Raw genomic sequence first — 20023 nt, forward strand, 5'->3', positions numbered from 1 at the left:
AAGGCAGCTCGATGCGCGAAGACAGTGACACCACCCGGGAGCGGGAGATCGCGGCACGGATCTCGTCGCTGATCGCCGGCGCCGATGTGGAGTTGGACTCGGTGGCATCGAGATTGACGGATCTGTACAGGCAGCGGATTCCGGTCTACGACTCCGTCGCTCGCGACGAAGTGCAGCAAAACACCAGGGCCGTGCTCGACATAGTGGTGTGGCGCGTGCAGAGTGACTCCCCATCGGTCGATGAAAGTGACGTGACCGATCTGGTCCGACGCTGGGCAGATCAGACGATTCCACTCGAATTAGTTGCTCACAGCATCCAATTGGGTGCGCGGGAGCTGTTCAAGATAATCAGGCACAACGCTGCCGAACAGAATCTACCGACGGCCGCGGTGGACGACATGCAAGACATGATGTGGGAGTGGGCGACGTCCTACTCCGCCGCGGTGAACACCGTGATGCAGGAGCGGGCAGTCACGGGTGCCATCCGACGCTCGGATCTGATCAGGCAGCTTGTCGAGAGTTCCTACGTACCCTCGTCGCTGGCAGGTGACGCACAGGAGCACGGCATAGACCTGTCGCATTCGTACCGCGTCGCCTGCGTCGTGTGGGACGACACGGCGAAGGCGTCGGACGCTCGCGCGCTGCTGCGAATGCGGTGCAGAGGAGAGGTTCTCGACGTTGTCGACGCGGTCATCGACGGTCAATTGATAGCCCTGCTGCCCGTCGTCCCGGAACGGCTCGAATCCGATATTGCCATCGGGGTGGGCGACGCACGGCAAGCCTCCGACGCGCGATCCTCATACGAGCAGGCCCAACGCGCGCTCACGTTGGCCACCATGTTCGGGAGAACCGGCGTAGTGGATCTCGCAGCTCTCGGACCACTTCCGCTGCTGGCGTTCGCAGACGATGTCGCCGAGCAGATAGCCGGCGTTCACCTGGACCCTCTACTCGTGCGCGGTGCGACCGGTCGAGAGATCATGGACACTGTCGCAACGTATCTCGACAACGATCGCCGCGTCGACGATACCGCCGCTGCGCTCTTCGTTCACCGCAACACCGTCCGCAACCGCGTCGCCCGCTTCGGTGACCTGACCGGGTTGGACATCGACGCGACTGCGGATCTGGTGTTGGCGTGGTGGCTACTGACGCGTGACCGAGCGCAGCGCGCGGCTCTGGAGAACCCCGTCCTCTAGAGCCGGTACCGTCTTCTTCACTCGCGGACGCAGAATCGCATCCCACAGACGACCGGTGAACACTCCGCGGACCGTGTCCACGCCGCGAAGTGCACCGGGTACGTAAACCTTTCGGCGACGTCCGACAATCGTGTCGACGAATGCGTCCGCACAGTCGTCGAGCTCTGTCACCACGTTGAACGGCCACGGCAGTTCTTCGATACCTGCGCGCACAGCAGCAATGCTGTGCTGCGACTCGAACATCGGTGTGCGTACGAATGCAGGATGGGCGACGCCGACGCCTACGCCCTTGTGGGCCACTTCGAGACGTAGCCCGCCGCCGAACGCCTCGACACCGGTTTTGGATGCGGCGTAGGCGGATTGGCCCGGGATGTTCTTCAGAGCTGCGGCGGAGGAGACCAACAGGTAGTAGCCCCGCTGCGCGGTCACCGCAGGCAGGGTTGCGTGGACCGTCCGGATGACTCCGATGAGGTTGACCTCGACGATCTTGACCAGCGATTCGACATCGCTGATCGCGACGGTGCCGGCCTCGGCGATGCCTGCGTTGGCGACGACCACGTCGAGGCAGCCGTATTCGTTCAAGACAGTGGCCACGGCCAGTTCCAACGATGCGGTGTCCGTGACGTCTGCGACGACCGAGATGTGTCGACCGTGGCGGGTCGTGTCCAGGGTCTCCAGCACCGATGCTGAAATCTCGGACCGATCGACGAGGACCACGTGTGCGCCGAGCGATGCGAGCCGGCGACCTGTTTCGAGGCCGATGCCGGACGCTCCTCCGGTGATGAAAGCGACCTTGCCTGCTACGGACGTCATGGTGCACGGGCCTTTCGAGTGGGTCGGTCTTACGGAACTCGATCGATTGTTGCCGGTTGCGAGGGCCGGGCGGAAGGTGCGAGTGTCCACTCTTTCGCCAGAGATCGTGTGCGCGTGCCCAACCGGCATGGGTTCCGTGGCCTTGTTGCCGAGCATCTTCGAAAGTGCTTCCATACGTGAGTGTTTCGCGTGTATTATGGCGAACGCCATAGTTTCGAGGGGGAGTTCAATGTCGGACGGCGTCTCGTGACGTACATCGTGGCCGAGCCTTGTGTCGATATTCTCGGCAAGGCGTGCATCGAGGAGTGCCCAGTGGGTTGCATGTATCAGGGCGATCGGATGTTGTACATCCACCCGGATGAATGTGTGGCGACGGGTAAGGACACCGTGCTCGTGGCCTCAGTGTCGGCCCGTTCATGACCTGGCCGGTAACGTCGTCGATTGTCGCCTTGCGGTCGGTGGAGGATCACTGTGCGAAGGTTGCCGGTCTGATCGGGAGCACTCCGGTGCGGCAGTCCAATACTCTGGCGGCATCCGGCCTTGTCCTGGCAGAGCCCGTATTCGCTCCGGCCTCGCTTCCCCTGTTCGATAATTCGGCGGTCGACGGGTATGCGGTGCATGTCTCCGATCTCATCGGTGCTTCAGCCGAATCGCCCGTCGTATTGCCTGTGGCACAGCATGTTCCGGCTGGAAATTCCACGCCTGTGGCGTCGGTTGTCGGGACGGTTGCCAAGATCATGACCGGAGCTCCTGTTCCTGCTGGGTCCACCGGGATAGTGCCGGTGGAAGGTGCGCGAGTCGACGGGATGCGGGTCGAGTTCCGTCGGCCGTGCGATTTCGGCACCCACATTCGGCGTAGGGGTGAGGATGTAAGGGAAGGTCAGAGCCTCCTCGCATCGGGAACGGTGCGTCGACTACCCGTGGGGCGATTCCGCACACACCATCGACTTCTTGAACAACGCGCCCATCAGTCCGACGGACCGCGCCAAGATCGCGTACGGAAACGCAGAAAAGCTGTTCACCAGAATGTGACAGCGCTGGGTCCCATCGAGAAGGTCGCGGATGCCCTCAACCGACCGACCATCTCGATGGGTAAGGAGCGACGTCTCAGCCGTCGACCAGAAGTGGGCTGCGACGGTGTTCTGCGGCGCGTCGCAGTGCGTCGAAGAGCGGGCGTCGCAGCTCCTCGTGCGGCCCCGTCGATTCCGGATGCCACTGCACACCGACCGCCCACTGATCTGGTCGGGTGCTTTCGATGGCTTCGACGGACCCGTCCGCAGAGTATGCGGTGCCGGTGAAACCCTCGGCGACCCGCGCGACCGATTGATGGTGCGCCGAGGACACGTCGATGGCGGATGCGTCGAACACCGATGCGCAGATGGATCCATCCCGAATGGTGACCGAATGTTCGGTCATCTCCGCTCCGGTCACTACCGGCGCGGAATGTACTACCGAGCTTTCGCTCATATGGACATTGAGTGTTCCGCCTGCGACCACGTTCAGTAGTTGCATGCCTCGGCACAACCCGAGCATCGGGGTGTCGGTGCGCAGCGCATAACGGATCACGGCACTGTCGAACCCGTCCTGGTTGGGGTCGACGCCGAACAACGTCGGGTGTGTCGCGTCTTCACCGTAGAGTTCGGGATCGACGTCGCCGCCGCCGGGAAGGACGACGCCATTGCAGGTGGGCAAGACGGTGTCCAGGTCCTCGGGCGTCATTACTACGCAATCTGCGCCGGATGCTTCGATCAGAACGACGATGTCGTCGAAGATCTTTGCAGCCGCCGCCACTCGTGGGTCGCCATCGTTCTGGGCATGGGTCAATCTGGCGGGGATTCCGATTCTTGGCGCGCTGGTGGGCGAATCAGTCATGGAGACTCCTTCTTTGGTATTTGGACCATACCTTAGACCTTTATGCCCGAGGGGTGCGCTTCGGTCGGGGGTGCCAGTTGTGCTGTGACGTAAATTGGGTGACTATGTCCGACTTCACCGCAGGAACGTCCCTCGTCGGCGGTGTTGCCGCGCACCTCAGGGGGGCGATTCACCGGGGTGAACTGGGTCCCGGTGACCGGTTCCCGGCTGAACGGGACCTCGCCGACCAGCTCGGTGTTGCGCGTGCCAGCCTTCGCGAGGCAATCAAGGCTCTGCAGAACGACGGCTACGTCGAGGTGCGTCGCGGCCCGCACGGCGGCACCTTCGTCACCACCTTGGATCGTCCGATGTCATTGTGGCGCAAGAGAATGCGCGATGAAATCGGGGCTATCGACAATCTTCTCGACTACCGAATAGCGGTGGAGCAGGGTGCTGCGACGTTGGCCGCCACCCGCCGCGACGCCGCGGACATGGCTGCGATGCGCGCCGCTATCGCGGCTCTACTCGAATCGAAGGACAGGTCGGCGTATCGACTTGCCGATCTTCAGTTCCACGAGGCCGTCGCCGTTGCATCGCGGAGCAGCAGACTGGAGTCGGCCGTCCGTGCAACGCGGGGAGAACTCTTCAGCCCGGTGGACATGCTCGAGTACGTCGAAACTGCGGCAGAAGACGGCCGTCAGCACCAGGAGATCTACGATGCGATCGCCTCCGGGAACGCAACCGAGGCAGGACTTCTGATGCGTACGCACATCGACCGAACACGATCGCTGTTGCACGAGATTCTGGTTGCCGATCTCGAATAGTGTGCTCGACGAAGGCCTTCGTCATCGAACCGGAGTCCCGGAAGTGCTCGTCGCGGTCACATCCTGTGTGACGGCTCGCCGCGCCGCGCGTTTCGGGTGCTCGCGTTGCCACCACACGGAAGCGGTCACGACAAGGGCGGTCAGAATCAGTGCGCCGGCCATGTCGGCGCGTGTCGCGGGCAGCGCCAGCAGGACGAACATCAATGCCACCATGGCCGCGACGATCACCCAGCTCGCGTAGGGGAAGAACCACATCGCGGTGCCTGCGGCGGGCGGCCTGCCTTCGCGTCGATCGCGCCGTCCGAGAAAAATTTGAGTCACTGCGATGGTGAGCCAGGTCAGGTAGACCGTGCACCCGCCGACGTTGACCAGTCGAATGAATGCTTCGGTGGGGTAGAAGAACTGCAGAACAGCGCCTCCCATTGCCAACCCGACGGTGATGATGATTGCGTTCCTGGGTGTGCCGGCTGAGGAGAGGCGGCCGAGGAACGACGGAGCGTCCTCGTCGCGAGCAAGCGTGTACATCATCCGTGAGCTTGCGTAGACCTGCGAGTTCATCGTCGACATCAGCGAGACGAACACGACTGCGCTGATGACTGCTGCGCCGTTCTTCAAGCCGAGGTGTTCGAGAGTCGCGACGAACGGACTCTCCCCGACTTCGCCCGAGTTCCATGGCAGAAGCATGACGATCACTGCCAGTGAGCCGAGATAGAAGATCGAAACCCGATACACGACGGTACGAGTGCTCTTGGCGATGGCAGCGGCCGGATCAGCGGCTTCACCCGCGGCGATTGTGACGATTTCGGTGCCGGAGAACGAGAAGACGGCAATGGCCGTTGCGGAGATGACACCGCTGATTCCCATCGGAAAGAACCCACCTGCTCCGAGGATGTTGCTCGTTCCTGGGGCTCCGACGCCGGGGAGTACGCCGAAGATCGCCAGGAGCCCGACCGATATGAAACCGAGGATCACGATGACCTTGAGAAGTACTGCCCAGAATTCGACTTCGCCGTAGATGCGGACGGAGATGAAGTTGATGGCCGTGACCAGCAACAACAGACCTAGTGCGGCCAGCCATGCGGGGACCGTCGGAATCCAACCGTGAAGAATTTTGCCGACCGCTATCGACTCCACCGCCATACCGAGCGGCCATCCGAACCAGTACATCCATCCCGTCGTGGAACCGGCCCAACGTCCGAACGCGGTTCGAGCGTGGTGCGCGAAGGCTCCCGTGTCGGGCCGCGCGACCGACATCTCGGCGAGCATGCGCATGATCACCACGACCAGCAGCGCCGTGACCCCGTACGAGACGAGAATCGCGGGGCCCGCGGTGGCGATTCCGGCACCGGAACCGACGAACAATCCGGCTCCGACCGCGCCTCCGATGCTGATCATCGTCATATGTCGGCCTTGCAAACTGCGACGCATGGTCGCGTCCGTCGACGGCTGTGTATTCATCGGACTCCCATCCAGTGAGCTCGAACTGCTTCTTTCTTTGGTATAAGGTCCGTACCAAAGACCTATGGTGAGTATCGAACATCACATCGACGGAACCTGTCAACAGGTGTCGAGGATGTTAACCGGACCGAAACGAAAGGCACTCACGTGACTACAAGCACCAGGACCGAGCACGACCTACTCGGCGACATCGAGGTCCCCATCGACGCGTACTGGGGTGCGCACACCGCGCGTGCGCTGATCAACTTCGACATCAGTGCGACGCCGATCTCTACCTTTCCGGATTTCGTCGACGCGCTGGTCACGGTGAAAGCTGCTGCTGCAGCGGCGAACCGAGACATCGGCTTGTTGGAACCCGCCGTCGCCGATGCGATCGTATCGGCATGTTCCCGGGTGCGTTCGGGAGAGTTTCACGATCAGTTCGTGGTCGACTCGATCCAAGGCGGTGCCGGTACGTCCACCAATATGAACACCAACGAGGTCATTGCGAACATTGCCCTGGAGTCACTGAACGAGATCAAGGGTTCCTACACGATCGTCAGCCCGCTCGATCACGTGAACCTAGGCCAGAGCACGAACGACGTATACCCCACGGCGATCAAGCTCGCACTCGACACCGGCATTCGGAACCTCAGCGAGACGTTGGCAGGTTTGCGAGAAGCATTCGCAGTCAAAGCAGTCGAGTTCGCGGACGTACTGAAGATCGGTCGAACTCAGCTGCAGGATGCAGTTCCGATGACCCTCGGTCAAGAGTTCGCTGCCTATGCGGTCACCCTGGCCGAGGATGAGGAGCGTCTCGAGGAGGCCCGCCTCTTGCTGCACGAGCTCAATCTCGGTGGAACGGCGATCGGGACAGCCCTCAATGCTCACCCCTTGTACCGGGAACGCGCACTGGCGGAGTTGAGGGTCGCGACTGGTATCGACACGCTTGTCGGCGCGCGGGATCTGATCGAAGCCACCCAGGACGTCGGAGTGTTCGTTCAACTCTCCGGGGTGCTCAAGAGGGTTGCGGTGAAGCTGTCGAAAATCTGTAACGATCTCAGGCTGCTGTCCTCGGGTCCGCAGGCGGGCTTGGGCGAAATCAATCTGCCACCGCGGCAGGCTGGTTCGTCGATCATGCCGGGCAAGGTGAACCCGGTGATTCCCGAGGTCGTCAATCAGATCGCGTACGAGGTGATCGGCTACGACGTGACGGTGACGCTCGCTGCAGAGGGAGGCCAGTTGCAGCTCAACGCATTCGAGCCGATCATCGCCAAGTCGCTGTTTGCCGGTCTCGATCACCTGGCCGCGGGAGTCCGGACATTGACCGTCCACTGTGTGCGGGGCATCACTGCGAACCGCGACCGGCTGGCGGCCATCGTGGCCGCCTCGGTCGGGCTGGTGACGGCACTGAATCCGGCGATCGGGTATGCATCGGCAACTGCGATTGCGCGCGATGCGCTGGCGAGTGGACGGCTGATTTCGGAGCTCGTCCTCGAACGCGGTCTGCTGGATGAGGAGCAATTGAACCGGCTGTTGTCCCCGGACCACCTCACCGGACGGCCCCCGGTAGCGCAGTCCGGCGTTGCCTCGTCGTAAGGGACGGCTGACCGCGGCGGACTGTCGCGCTCGCATCAGCGGGCGAGCGCGACAGTCCGCAGGAAGGTCACCGGATTCGGGCCGTTGTTGACGTACTGGTAGACGCGGTCACTGCGGAGGCGGCCGGACTCGCCGGCCGCAATGACGACCTCCATCGAGTCTGCTCGTACGGTCAGCTCACCGGTGAGCACGTGGAACAGTTCGATCGATCCGGGGGAGTCGGGGCGGCCGCCGTACTGGTCGCCGGATATCAGCGACCACAGCCACATATCGGCAACTCGGACACCAGGGGTGGACACCAGTAGATGTGCCGTGCTGCCCAGCTGCGAGGTCCAGACCAGTACGTGAGCGGACGCTGGAATCCGTTCCACTGCAATGTCACCGGGTACAGAGTCTCCGACCAGCTCGGTGAAGTCGGTGCCGAGGCTTCGGGCGATCCGGGTTACCGCCACCAAGCTCGGGTTGGCTTGCCCGTGTTCGATCTGAGTGAGAAGACGACGGCTCACATCGGACAGATCGGCAAGCTGCTGAACGGTAAGGGACTTCCTGGATCGGAGCACGCGTATGCGTGCTCCGATCTGCTGCAGGAACTCTCGGGTGAGTTCGCCGTCACCGCCACCGTCGTCTCCGGGGGTGGGGCCAGAAGGTGTCACGATCTCACACGGCGAACAGCTGGTCGATGTTCTGGAAAGCCCTGAACTCGAGTGCGTTTCCGGAGGGATCGAGGAAGAACATGGTCCACTGCTCGCCCGGCTCGCCTGCGAAGCGCACATAGGGTTCGATGACGAACTCGGTGCCTACGGCTTCGAGGCGGCCGGCGAGTTCCTTGAACTCGTCCACCTTCAGTACCAAACCGAAGTGTGGTACCGGCACCTCGTGCCCGTCGACCGGGTTGGTTCCTGCGACCGGCGAACGTGTGTCGGAGGAACCGTCGCCTACCTGGTGGGTAACGACCTGGTGTCCGCGAACGTTCCAGTCCGTCCATTTCTCGGCCGAGCGGCCGCGTGAGAATCCGAGCACGTCGCCGTAGAACTCTCTAGCGGCGTCGATGTTGTGGACCGGAATCGCAAGGTGGAAGGGAGGAATGGTGGTTTCGTTTGACATAGGTGCACTTGACTGCGCACATGATGCGCAGTCAAGTGCTCAGTCACGAACGCCTGCGGTCATGACACGTATTCTCGGAGAGCAGCGAGTGCGGGCGCATACGCGCCCTCGGCCATGGCGCGCGCCGCGTCCTCGGCCGAGCTGCCGTCCGTGGGATCGAACGTCGAACGCCATATAACCAGCGAGGACTTGGTGTCGCTGATCGGTATCACCTGCATCGAGCCGCGATAGTTCGCCACCGGTGCCGGAGCGCTGATGATGTCGTAGGTGAGGGTTCGAGTGCTGTCGTCGAGCCCCACCAGGCGCTCGCGGAACTCCCCGCCGTCGTTGAGCGTGAGCACGCGAACCGCGCCGATCTCGTAGTCGCCAGCGCCGTCGATGATTTCGCTTGTGCCGAAGTCCGGATGCCAGGCCGGCAGACCGTCGAACTGTCGGATGGTCTTCCACATGGTGTCGGCGTCGATCGGATACGCGACGCTCCAGAATGCCTCTGCCATTTCACTTCTCTTTCGATCGGATACTTGTGGATCACCAGGGCTGGCGGGTGGGCGAGACGACCAGGTCGTTGACGGTGACGTTCGCCGGCTGATCGAGCGCGTAGACCACCGCTGATGCGACAGCGTCCGGGGTGATGGCCACCGTGACCAGCTCGGCCGCAGCTTTGCGTCCTGCAGGGTCGGTGACCTTTTCGTGCCAACCGGTGTCGATGACACCCGGGCTGATTGCCGTCGCCCGAATCCCCTCGTGCACGCCGAGCTCCTTACGCAGGCTCTCGGTCATCGCGCCGACGAAGAACTTGGTAGCGCTGTACACCCCGGCACCCTCGCCGACCGCATGGCCGGCCACGGAGGCCATGTTGAGGATGTGTCCGGATTTGTTGTCGAGCATCGTCGGCAAGACTGCGTGGATGCTGTTGAGGTAGCCGCGAATGTTGACGTCCACCATGCGCATCCAGTCGTCCAGCGCTCGATCTTTCCAACTCGAGAAGAGCATGAGACCTGCGTTGTTCACCAGTATGTCTATGGTGCCGAACGTCGCGATCGCATGATCGGCGAGCCTCTCGACGGAGCGCGGATCGGTGACGTCGGTGACAACCGCGGTTGCCTTGCCGCCGTTGGCCTCGATGCCCGCCACGACGGCGTCCAGCCCGTCCTTGTCCAGTGCGCCGGCAACGATACGAGCACCCTGTGCCGCCAGCGCGGTGGCGGTCACGGCTCCGATTCCGGACGATGCGCCGGTGATGACGACTACTTTGTTGTCGAGGTAGCTCATGGAGTCTCCGATCCGTTCGAAAGTGTCTTTACCGACTCGACGTCTCGTCGAGGCGGCAGTGTGCGAGTCAGCTCTCGTACTGGTGGTAGACCTTCGCGATGACCTTCCAGGCCCCGTCCTGCTTGAGGAGGGTATGGAAGTCGGTGTAGTCGGCGCCGATGGCGTCGTTCTCCATGTCGACCTTCACCACTGCGGTGGTCGGCGTGATGCCGACGACGTCGATGCGGGTCACGATCTCCGGTGCCGTTCCGTTTTCGCGGACGAAGTCGTAGAGATTCGAGATCGGGCCTGCGAGGGCAACTCCGTTGGTGAAGCCGTACATGACGGCGTCGTCACTGAAAGCCTTGGCCACGTCGTCCGCACTGCCGACTCGAAGACCGTCGACGTACGTTTGCACTGTTGCGACGATTGCGTCGTATTCGGAGGTGGGAATGATCTTGATGTTGTTCGACACGATGGCTTCCATTCGGTTGGGCGGGTGGGCGTGACCCCGACTGTACGTGAAACAGTTTCATGTTTCACGTTTTGGGCAGATGGATTTGGGCGACGATCGCAGCCGTCGTACGTTCAGCAGATGACGCAAGGCTTCGTTCTCGGAGCGGATCGCCGGCTTTCGACGTGTGAAGGTACGACATGGCATTGACCGATCTCATGACCGCCGCCGTCGAGCGGGTGCACGTCGGTGCGCGGCAGGGTCCTCAGCAGGAACGCAGTCGCGTCAAAATGAATCGGTTGCTCGCTGCCACCTTCGACATTCTGGTCGAAGGTGGGCCCTCGGCGGTGACGACGACGGCAGTGGCCGCGCGCGCAGGAGTATCGACCGGCTGGCTGTACCGGTATTTCGACAGCCGCGAGGCACTCCTCGAGCAAGTGCTCGTCGAGGGTTTGCGCGATCTCGACAGAAGGCTCGACGAGATCGACTTCGACTTGGCCGGGTCGAACTGGCGGACAAAAGCGGCGCAGGGAATCGACGCACATATCGCGTTCTTCGGAGAATTGGTCTGGTTCAGGCAGGTCTGGTTCTCGTCGGAGTTCTCCGGGCGAATGATTCAAGCGAATCGAATTCACGACAACGAACTTGCTGCCTACCTCGCCTCCACCATCACCGAGGTTCGTTCCGACGCACCAGATGTACCGCTGAGCGTCATGACGACCTTCTTCATCGGCATGCTCGACAAGGGCGTGGATCTGGCCTATCGGGACGATCCGTTGCGTGGAAACACGGCCATTCTCTCGGAGATGAAGCGATCGAGTATCGACTATCTCGCAACGTTTCTCGCAGAACCCGGCTCCAGCACCTGACGGTCCGAGGGTCTGTCACCTAGTCCGTGTAGGCCGATATCGCCCGGCGTTCCTTCGCCGTCATTCCTCCCCAGACGCCATGGGGTTCGCCGTGGTCGATGGCGTAACTCAAACACTGTCGAGTCACCGGACAGAGCGCGCATATCGATTTGGCTTCCCGTTCCAGGAATCCGAGTGTCGGGCCACGTAAGCCCTGCGGTGCGAAGAAGCAGCCACTGGGCATATCGCGACACCGTGCCGACAACTGCCAATCCCAGTTCTGGGCGGTCGGCGCAGGAAGCTTTTTCTCGAGAATGTTCTTGTGCACAGGAAGTCCGATTCGAGACGCTGGAATGGATGACGCTCTCGGGTTCGGGGCAGTGCGGATCGGCCGCACTGCCCCGAACCCGTGGGTGGTTTCGCGGTGCCGAGTGCTCAGCACCGCAATGCTCAGTGGCGAAGGCCTCGTTCGCGCAGAATCGGCATGACCGTCTCGTTGAAGTGTTCCAGCTCGGGCTCGTAGTCGAGGAAGCCCATGATGGTCCCGTCCATGCCGGCCTCGGACAGTTCCTGGAACTGATCGGCTACCTGCTCCGGCGTACCGACGATGTTGATACCACCCCAACCCGCGATGAATCGCTCTTGGAACTTCTCGATCTGCGACGCGAACGACTGACTCTGCATACCGAGCGCGCTCATGACGTTTCGGGCACCGTTCCAATCACCCTCGTCGATGATGCGCTTGTGATCGGCCTGAGCCTCCTCTTCGGTATCGCGACACACCACGAGTGCATAGGTCATGACCTGGATCTTGCGGGCATATGCGTCGCGCGCTCGCGCCTTGATCTTGTCAGAGTGCTCCTTCATGCTCTCCAGGGAATCGAGAGCCGTGAGGTTGACATCGACGTACTTCGCCGAGAACTCCAGCCCTGCGGGCGATGTTCCGGCGTTGATCAGAGCGGGTCGCGGGCCGCACAGCGGCTTCGGGTACGCCTCGACTCCGTTGGCCTTGAAGTACTTTCCGTCGAAATCGAACTGGCCGTCCTTTGCCCATAGTTCCTCGACGAAGTCGAGCCATTCGCCGCCGTATTCGTAGCGGTCGTCGTGCTCGAGCTGCTTGCCTCCGAACATTTCCATCTCGGGCGGGAACCATCCCATCACGACATTGATTCCGTATCGACCGCCGGAGATGTGGTCGATCGTGGTGGCCATCTTCGCTGCTGCAATGGGGTGAATCGTAGGGACGTGGCTGGTGGTGAAGACCTGGATGTTCTCCGTGGCCTCGGCCAAACCGGCTGCCCAGGTGAAGGTTTCGTAGCACACGCCGTTGAAGTTGGTGTCACCGCCGAATCCGCGCCAGCGAGCCACGGGAACGATGGCCTCGAATCCGATCCGATCGGCGAGCTGTGCGATTCTCTTCTGCTGATCCCACGTCACTCGAAAACCGGTGGGAGCGTTGCTCATGACCATTCCGCCGCTGCAATTGAAAGCAAACAGTCCGAGCTTCATCTTCTGGTCGTTCATGATCGGCGTGGTTCCGATATCGACGGAGCCGACTCCGAATGTGTCGTCGCGGTGCATAGGAAGTGTCATGTCGAGACTCTGCTTTCGTTACTCGGAGGACCTGTGGTCCCGGTAACACTGAATGTAGAACTCGGTGATGTGCGTCACTATCCGCTGGCAGAAGCCGAGGCCCGTTTCGCGAACACTTCCTCGGAATCAGGCCAACGTCTTTCGGACTGTGTCCGAAGGGCTTTCGCCGAACTGCTTCTTGTAGAACGCGGAAAACCTACTCAGGTGCGAGAAACCCCAATAGGAGGCGACGTCGGTGATCGACTTGCGGCCGGCCGTGCTGACCAACTCGCCTCGGACCCGGTCGAGGCGCACCTTGCGCACGTATGCCATCGGTGGCATCCCGACGGTAGCCATGAAACCTTTCTGGAGGGCACGGGCGGACACACCGGCCATCTTTGCCATGGTAGCCATGGTGAGTTCGGACTCCGGTCGAGAATCGATGTGGTCGATGACATCTCGTACGCGACTGCGATTCGCCGGTTTGGTCGGAGTGGTCAGCTCGTGGGTGTACCGATGGGGCACTGCGAGCAGCGCCTGTGTCATCACGAAGGACTCCAGCTGACCGCGCGCCATGGGCGATGTGGCCAGTCCGCCTGGCCGTGCAAGTTCGGCGCGCAGAAAATTGACCGCAGACAAGAAGTTCTGGCCGGGCGTCGATGCGAGGTCGAATATCAGCTCGAAGTCGATCACGCCGTCGATCGGATGATTGAGGAGTGCAGCAAGGTGCTCGTCGAGTATTTGCCTCGGTAGCTTGATGGCGTACTGGATCGCTTCGGGACTCCACCGGACGGTGAAGTCGTGCATGGGTCCGAATGCGACTCCCGTTCGAAGCGCTTGACTGTGGCCCGATCGGCCGGCTTGGCTCACAGTCGACGCACCTCTGAGGGTGAGGTTGATGTGGTAGTTGTTCTCCATCGCAGGCACCAGCAGTTCTGCATCCGCGCCGTAGTTGAGGTGGCCGAGGGTGAGCTGATGCGACTGGAGGAAGTTGAGCTTGAAGTCCAGTGGGTATCCATCGCGCGATCGGAGCGTGTGCGGGATGTACACGCGGGTGATCAACGCCTGCGCCTCGTCGAGGTCGTGCGTCTTGATCAGACGAGACGCTGCCTTCGTTCCCGAAGGCAGGTAGAGGTCCGATCCGTTCATGACGACGAGATCGTCGTGGTGGGATGCATATCGATGAAGTCCTTTCTGCACCCTGACGGGGTGAATTCACCGCGTCGAATGAGCGTCTGCAGATCGGATTCAACCATTGATGTGACGACAGTCACTAGCCTGTGCGCGAACCGAGTGACCGCCCAACGAACGCGCAGTCTCCTCGAGCTCACGGGAGGCTGCCCTCGAACACCGTTCCTCGACCACAATCACAGACTTGCCTTCACCGCGCCGAAGCCGGCACAACGCCCGGCGAAGGATTTCTTTCGGCCGTCGTGGCTCGGGACAGTCGAGCGCGTCCACCGTCGCGAATGTGCGCGAGCAAACCGCCCGCAGTGAGTACTGCCCGTTCGCCCTCGGTGAGGTCGATATGCAGCGAAACCGGACCGACTCGGTCGGACACATCCACCTCGATGGTGTCCGAACCGGAGAGCAGCGCAGTGCGCAGACCGAGAATGGTCCAGTGCTGGCCGACCTCGAAAGATGCCGCCTCCCCGGTAATCACGAGTGGTGCAATACCTGCTGCGATGAGGTTACGGCGGTGGATACGGGCATAGCTTCGAGCTGCGACGACGCGGATTCCGAGGTATGCCGGAATGAGCGCCGCATGTTCGCGGGAGGATCCTTGGCCGTAGTTGTCGCCCGCAACGATGACGCCACCGCCCCACTCCTGTGCGCGGTCGTGGAAGTCGGGATCGTGCCGCCCGAACATGAACCGTGCGCAGAGGGCGATGTTGGACCACACCGACATGGCGATCGCGCCGTCGGGAGCCATGTCGCCGGTTGATACGTCGTCGCCGACCGTGATGAGCACCCGTGCCAGAAGGTCGTCGGAAATCGGTTCGGGAAACGTCGGTGGCACCAAGTTCGGTCCGCGTTCGATGGCAACGGCGGCTCGCGCGACGTCGGGAAGCCGCCCGGTGATCAGCGTGTCGTGCAGCGCTGTATCGGCCTTCCCGGCGGGCCGAATGTCGATGGGAGATCGCAGGGACGGGTCGGTGATTCTTCCGGACAGGGCACTGGCGGCCGCAGTCGACGGGCTGCACAAGTACACCTCGTCTTCGGCGGTGCCGCTGCGGCCGGGGAAGTTGCGGTTGAACGTTCGCAGCGACGCCGCGCCCTGCAGTGGTGCCTGCCCGATGCCGACGCAAGGCCCACAGACAGGTTCCAACATGCGTGCGCCGGCCTGCATCAGATCGTTGTACACACCGGACTCGATGATCGTCCGCAGAATTTGCCGCGATCCTGGGGTCACCGTCAACTGCACCCGCGGATGGACGGTACGGCCGCGCAATGCTGCCGCCACGGTCGCGAGATCGTCGTAGGAGCTGTTGACCGAGGAACCCACGCAGATCTGAGAGATGGGCGTGTCCGGAAGCTCTGCCACCGGAAGCACGTTTCCGGGCGAATGGGGCACAGCCACGAGCGGAACCAACTCGGCCAGGTCGATGGTGATCGTCTCGTCGTAGGAGGCCCCGGGATCTGCGGCGAGCGGCTCGAAGTCCTCTTCGCGTTGCTGTTGAACGAGCCACTGTCGAGTCTGCTGATCAGAGGGGAAAATGGCTGTGGTGGCACCCGTTTCGATGATCATGTTCGCGATGGTGGCGCGCCCGGTGGTGGACAGGTTCTCCAATGCCGGTCCGTAGAACTCGAAGACCGCGCCGCGACCGCCACGAACTCCGTAGCGCCGAAGGATGTCGAGCACGATGTCCTTGGGCTCGACCGCGGGTGCCAATTCTCCGGTCAGTTCGACTCCGATGACACGAGGACAAGGAAAGTCGAATCCGTAGCCGCCCATGGCGACGGCGACCTCCAGACCGCCCGCGCCGGTGGCGAACATCCCGACGGCACCCGCAGTGGACGTATGGGAGTCCGCGCCCAGGACGAGCTCGCCGGGCTTGGTGAACCGTTCCAGGTGGATGTAGTGCGAGATCCCGTGTCCGGCCGGTGAGTACCGGAGGCCGAACTTGTCGCAGAAGGTTCGCAGATAGCGGTGGTCCTGCATGTTCTTGTCGTCGATCTGCAACACATTGTGGTCCACGTACATCACCGCAAGTGGAACCTGGACCGAGTCGATGCCGAGTTCCTCGAACTGCATGGCGGCCATCGTTCCGGTGGCATCCTCGAGGAGAATCTGATCCGCACGGACCGTGATGTCGGAGCCTGGCGTCAAATCGCCCGCGACCACATGGTTCCGCAGGATTTTGTACGTGAGATTGTCAGGCATCGCTTCTGCTTCTTTCCAGGGGTTCGTCACGAGGCTCGCTCATCTCACCGGCAGTGCGCACGGAAGGTCGAGCAGATGACCCATTCGGTCTCGCTTCGTCACGAGATAGGTCATGTTGTCGCTGGTGACATTCGACGGTAGATCGACTCGCTCGACAACCCGAATCCCGTTGGATTCGACAGTGTCGACCTTGTCAGGGTTGTTGGTGACCAATCGAATTCGATCGACAGCGAGGTCTCTCAAGATTTCGGCGGCCACGCTGTAGTCGCGACTGTCGACCGGAAGGCCGAGCCGAAGATTGGCGTCGACGGTGTCGCAACCGTTCTCCTGCAGCGCATACGCGGACAGTTTGCTACCCAAACCGATTCCGCGGCCCTCGTGGCCGCGCATGTAGATCAGCACTCCGGCACCGGCCTCGACGATGGCGGCCAGTGCGGCATCGAGCTGAGAGCCGCAGTCGCAGCGTCTGGAGCGGAAGAGATCACCGGTCAGGCACTCACTGTGTACCCGGGTCAGCACGCCTCGGTCTCGAGCGCGGGCGTCTGTGATGTCTCCGTGCGTCAGGACCAGGTGCTCCACTCCTTCTGCGGTGCAGAGATAAGACCTGGCTTGGAACAGGCCGAAGTCCGTCGGTAGCTGGGCCGGCCCGCTGAAGGTCACGATCTTCTCGGTGCTTCGTCGATAGTCGACGAGTGCTGCCACGGTGATCATCGGGATCTCGTGCGTGGCGGCGAATTCCGTCAGAGTGGCACCGGACATGGGAATGCCGTCGTCCGATACCAATTCGGTGATCACAGCCACCTCGCGTTTGCCCGCCATCTTCATCAGGTCGATTGCCGCCTCGGTGTGGCCCTCGCGTTCGAGCACACCGCCACGCCTGGCCCGGAGGGGAAATATGTGTCCGGGTCGGCGTAGATCCGACGGCTGTGTCGCTGCCGCTGCGAGTGCCCGAACAGTGTTCGTCCGGTCGGCCGCCGAGATTCCGGTGCCTGCAGCGACCGCGTCGACAGACACGGTGAACGCGGTTGCGTGGTTGTCGGTATTGATCTGGACCATTGGGGCGAGATCGAGGTCGTCGGCGATCGAGTCGGACATCGGTGTGCACACGATTCCGCTGCCGTGACGAAGAAAGAACACCATCATCTCTACGTCGATATCCTGCGCGGCGGCGATGAGATCGCCCTCGTTCTCGCGGGATTCGTCGTCTGCGACGAGGACCATTCGGCCCTGCTGCAGTGCGTGCAGTGCCCGAGCGATTGCGGTGGGTGGCGTCATCTCGTGCTCCATCGTTGGACTGGGTAGAGGCGCCGGGGGAGCGCCCGCTCGATCTTCGGATTCATGGTGGGAGTGGTCCGGCTGTCGTCAACGTGGTGCGTCGTCGGTGACGGCGGGTTGGGCCAGGTGGTATTTGCCGCGGTAGTACAGAAGTGGACTCTTGGCCGGTGCCGCTCCCAAGTCGGTCACCTGCGCTGCGACGATGGTGTGATCACCGCCGTCGTACTCGGCCCACAGTCGGCATTCGGCCCAGGCCAGCGCGCCGTCGAGCAGGGGTGAGCCCGCTGGTGCCGGTTGCCACTGCACTCCTGCGAATTTGTCTGTGCCCGAACGGGAAAAGGCGGCACTGGCGGCAATGTGGTCGTCGGCGAGAACGTTGACTGCGAACACCCCTACCTGGCGGATGGCCGGCCACGTCGTCGACGATCTCGCCGGGCTGAAGGAGACGAGGGCCGGATCGATCGACAGTGATGCAAACGACTGGCACGTGAAACCGATTGGGCCAGAATTGGTTCGAGCTGTAATAACGGTGATGCCCGAGCAGAAATGACCGAGGACATCACGCATCTGCTCCGAAACACTCTCGGTGGTCGTCTGATTCATGCCACTTCCTCAACATCGATTTCGGGGGTGCAGCAGACGTTAAGGGTTTGTGACTGCCGTCACTATCCGCGCAGCGTCTCGACTAGCCATCGGGCACGGTGTTCGGGGTCGTGCCAGCGAAAAGCCGAGATCGGAGCGAGTGCTTGGTCAGGGTTCGGCGAACGGCTACCGGTGTCCAGTAGCGGCTATCGCGAGGGTGGCCGCCTGCATATCGTCGTCCGCAGAGTGACGGACACCACAACGAACGTGTGCAGGAAGCGAGCCATGACAAAGTCCAGAGCCGAATCCCGGCCGACAACCACCGACGATCTCGAGAACTTCAAGATGTACATCGGCGGCAAGTTCGTCGATGCAGAAACGGGACGAACATTCACGACGGAAAATCCGTATCTCGGCGAGCCATGGGCCAGGGTGCCGGACTGCGCCGCTGCCGATGTCGACGCGGCGGTGGCGAGTGCACGCAAGGCATTCGCCGGCGAGTGGGGCTCGACGACGGGTTTCGAGCGGGCCCGCCTCCTACGCAGACTGGGAGATCTGATCGGCGAAAATGCCGAGCGACTCGCACGCCTCGAGGTTCGAGACAACGGCAAGTTGTATCGCGAAATGATCGGTCAGGCGCAGTACCTACCGCAGTGGTACTACTACTACGCAGGCTTGGCAGACAAAGTGGAAGGGCGAGCGATTCCCTCTGACCGCCCCAACTTTCTCGTCTACACCCGCCGCGAACCCGTCGGGGTGGTAGCGGCGATCACTCCGTGGAACTCTCCGCTGTTGCTGTTGACGTTCAAGCTCGCCGTTGGATTGGCGGCAGGATGCACATTCGTCATCAAACCGTCCGAACACTCGCCGGCGTCGACGCTGGCTCTGGCGGAAATTATCGACCAGGTGGGCTTCCCCGCCGGGACCGTCAATATCGTCACCGGACTCGATCGATCCGTCGGTGAGCACTTGGCCTCGCACAGAGGCGTCGACAAGGTTGCCTTCACCGGATCGACCGAGACGGGCCGGGCAGTTGCCCGCGCTGCCGTGGGAAACTTGAACAAGGTCACCCTCGAGCTCGGTGGCAAGTCGCCTCAAATCGTCTTCCCCGACGCCGATTTGGCCGCCGCAGCAAACGGATTGGTCGCAGGTGTCTTCGCGGCGACAGGGCAGACGTGTATGGCCGGCTCGAGGCTCATCGTCCACCAGGATGTGCACGACGAGTTGATCGGCCTCGTTGCCGAACGCGCGGCAGCCATCAAACTGGGTGATCCCAATGACGAGGCCACCGAGATGGGTCCCGTTGCGAACCGTCCGCAGTACGAGAAGGTTTTATCCTACTTGCAGAAAGCCAAGGACGAGGGTGCCACGGTTGCCAGCGGCGGTGTGGCAAGTGCCGAGCTCGGCGGCCTCTTCATCGAACCGACCGTGTTCACCGGTGTCACCGCCGAATCCACGATCGTGCGGGAAGAGGTCTTCGGGCCGGTACTCGCGGCGTATACGTTCTCCACGGAGGAAGAGGCGTTGGCATTGGCGAACGACAGTCAGTTCGGACTTGCCGGCGCAATTTGGACCAAGGACGTCCATCGGGCGCACCGGGTTGCGGCCAAGCTTCGCGCTGGAAGCATTTGGATCAATGCCTACCGGGTGGTGGCGCCGAACGTTCCCTTCGGCGGCTTCGGCGACAGTGGTCTCGGACGCGAGAACGGCATCGATGCAGTGAACGAGTACACCGAAAGCAAGTCGATCTGGGTCGAGCTGTCCGGTCAGACGAGGGATCCGTTCAAGTTGGGATGATCGTCGGCTTCCGTTGGTCTGCAGAGGCTTTCGGTGGT

19 protein-coding genes and 2 pseudogenes are annotated in these 20023 nt (G+C 62.1%); 7 read left to right on the forward strand and 14 right to left on the reverse strand.

Features of this window, described 5'->3' with window-relative positions:
• The first annotated feature begins 11 nt into the window (after window positions 1-11).
• A complete protein-coding gene (locus tag QM797_RS07255; protein ID WP_283274574.1) occupies window positions 12-1193 on the forward strand; it encodes a PucR family transcriptional regulator in 1182 nt (393 codons plus the stop codon).
• Here QM797_RS07255 and QM797_RS07260 read toward each other — a convergent pair.
• Complete coding sequence (locus QM797_RS07260) at window positions 1140-2006, reverse strand: short-chain dehydrogenase/reductase (protein WP_283274577.1); 867 nt, start codon at window positions 2004-2006, stop codon at window positions 1140-1142. The two genes, QM797_RS07255 and QM797_RS07260, sit on opposite strands and share 54 nt — an antisense overlap.
• A gap of 246 nt (window positions 2007-2252) precedes the next feature.
• On the opposite strand from QM797_RS07260, the pseudogene QM797_RS07265 reads away from it, so the two are divergent.
• Window positions 2253-2384 (forward strand): annotated as a pseudogene (locus QM797_RS07265) (ferredoxin family protein); the annotation flags it as partial.
• 38 nt (window positions 2385-2422) lie between these two features.
• Window positions 2423-2902, forward strand: a pseudogene (locus QM797_RS26300) (MoeA family protein); the annotation flags it as partial.
• A 211-nt stretch (window positions 2903-3113) separates the two neighbouring features.
• Here the strand turns inward: QM797_RS26300 and QM797_RS07270 are convergent.
• Window positions 3114-3878, reverse strand: a complete 765-nt coding sequence (locus QM797_RS07270) for a gamma-glutamyl-gamma-aminobutyrate hydrolase family protein (RefSeq protein ID WP_283274579.1) — start codon at window positions 3876-3878, stop codon at window positions 3114-3116.
• Window positions 3879-3982: 104 nt separating this feature from the next.
• Here QM797_RS07270 and QM797_RS07275 point away from each other — a divergent pair, with 104 nt between their 5' ends.
• Window positions 3983-4681: a FadR/GntR family transcriptional regulator gene (locus QM797_RS07275; RefSeq protein ID WP_283274580.1), complete on the forward strand. Its 699-nt coding sequence runs from the start codon at window positions 3983-3985 to the stop codon at window positions 4679-4681.
• 21 nt (window positions 4682-4702) lie between these two features.
• Here QM797_RS07275 and QM797_RS07280 read toward each other — a convergent pair whose 3' ends face one another.
• A complete protein-coding gene (locus tag QM797_RS07280; protein ID WP_283274581.1) occupies window positions 4703-6076 on the reverse strand; it encodes an amino acid permease in 1374 nt (457 codons plus the stop codon).
• Between the two features lie 210 nt (window positions 6077-6286).
• On the opposite strand from QM797_RS07280, the gene QM797_RS07285 reads away from it, so the two are divergent.
• Entirely contained in the window at window positions 6287-7717 is a 1431-nt protein-coding gene (locus QM797_RS07285; protein WP_283274582.1) for an aspartate ammonia-lyase, read from the forward strand.
• A 35-nt stretch (window positions 7718-7752) separates the two neighbouring features.
• On the opposite strand, the gene QM797_RS07290 is transcribed toward QM797_RS07285, so the two are convergent.
• The 5 genes from QM797_RS07290 to QM797_RS07310 form a co-directional block, all read right to left on the reverse strand.
• Window positions 7753-8370 (reverse strand): helix-turn-helix domain-containing protein, encoded by a 618-nt coding sequence (locus tag QM797_RS07290; protein ID WP_283274584.1) that lies wholly within the window; start codon window positions 8368-8370, stop codon window positions 7753-7755.
• Window positions 8371-8374: 4 nt separating this feature from the next.
• A complete protein-coding gene (locus QM797_RS07295) occupies window positions 8375-8821 on the reverse strand; it encodes a VOC family protein (RefSeq protein WP_283274585.1) in 447 nt (148 codons plus the stop codon).
• A gap of 59 nt (window positions 8822-8880) precedes the next feature.
• Entirely contained in the window at window positions 8881-9318 is a 438-nt protein-coding gene (locus QM797_RS07300) for an SRPBCC family protein (protein WP_283274586.1), read from the reverse strand.
• Window positions 9319-9349: 31 nt separating this feature from the next.
• On the reverse strand, window positions 9350-10093 hold the full coding sequence (locus QM797_RS07305) for an SDR family oxidoreductase (protein ID WP_283274587.1): 744 nt from the start codon (window positions 10091-10093) through the stop codon (window positions 9350-9352).
• A gap of 67 nt (window positions 10094-10160) precedes the next feature.
• Window positions 10161-10547: a nuclear transport factor 2 family protein gene (locus tag QM797_RS07310; RefSeq protein ID WP_283274588.1), complete on the reverse strand. Its 387-nt coding sequence runs from the start codon at window positions 10545-10547 to the stop codon at window positions 10161-10163.
• A gap of 179 nt (window positions 10548-10726) precedes the next feature.
• On the opposite strand from QM797_RS07310, the gene QM797_RS07315 reads away from it, so the two are divergent.
• Window positions 10727-11395, forward strand: coding sequence for a TetR/AcrR family transcriptional regulator (locus QM797_RS07315; RefSeq protein WP_283274589.1), 669 nt, complete (start codon window positions 10727-10729; stop codon window positions 11393-11395).
• 19 nt (window positions 11396-11414) lie between these two features.
• On the opposite strand, the gene QM797_RS07320 is transcribed toward QM797_RS07315, so the two are convergent.
• The 6 genes from QM797_RS07320 to QM797_RS07345 all read right to left on the reverse strand — a co-directional run bounded on the left by QM797_RS07320 (window position 11415) and on the right by QM797_RS07345 (window position 18209).
• The gene (locus QM797_RS07320) at window positions 11415-11816 is read right to left on the reverse strand and encodes a WhiB family transcriptional regulator (protein ID WP_349307187.1); all 402 of its coding nucleotides are present in this window, start codon (window positions 11814-11816) and stop codon (window positions 11415-11417) included.
• Between the two features lie 8 nt (window positions 11817-11824).
• The gene (locus tag QM797_RS07325) at window positions 11825-12967 is read right to left on the reverse strand and encodes an LLM class flavin-dependent oxidoreductase (protein WP_283274591.1); all 1143 of its coding nucleotides are present in this window, start codon (window positions 12965-12967) and stop codon (window positions 11825-11827) included.
• 126 nt (window positions 12968-13093) lie between these two features.
• Window positions 13094-14095, reverse strand: coding sequence for an AraC family transcriptional regulator (locus QM797_RS07330; RefSeq protein ID WP_283274593.1), 1002 nt, complete (start codon window positions 14093-14095; stop codon window positions 13094-13096).
• Window positions 14096-14327: 232 nt separating this feature from the next.
• Complete coding sequence (locus QM797_RS07335) at window positions 14328-16331, reverse strand: aconitate hydratase (RefSeq protein ID WP_283274595.1); 2004 nt, start codon at window positions 16329-16331, stop codon at window positions 14328-14330.
• 39 nt (window positions 16332-16370) lie between these two features.
• A complete protein-coding gene (ribA, locus tag QM797_RS07340; RefSeq protein ID WP_283274596.1) occupies window positions 16371-17606 on the reverse strand; it encodes a GTP cyclohydrolase II in 1236 nt (411 codons plus the stop codon).
• An 87-nt stretch (window positions 17607-17693) separates the two neighbouring features.
• Window positions 17694-18209 (reverse strand): flavin reductase family protein, encoded by a 516-nt coding sequence (locus tag QM797_RS07345; protein WP_283274598.1) that lies wholly within the window; start codon window positions 18207-18209, stop codon window positions 17694-17696.
• Between the two features lie 264 nt (window positions 18210-18473).
• Between QM797_RS07345 and QM797_RS07350 the strand changes: the two genes are divergently transcribed.
• Entirely contained in the window at window positions 18474-19985 is a 1512-nt protein-coding gene (locus QM797_RS07350) for an aldehyde dehydrogenase (protein ID WP_283274599.1), read from the forward strand.
• The last annotated feature ends 38 nt before the right edge of the window (window positions 19986-20023 follow it).

The organism is Rhodococcus sp. IEGM 1381, assembly GCF_030056795.1.
Taxonomy (GTDB): domain Bacteria; phylum Actinomycetota; class Actinomycetes; order Mycobacteriales; family Mycobacteriaceae; genus Rhodococcoides.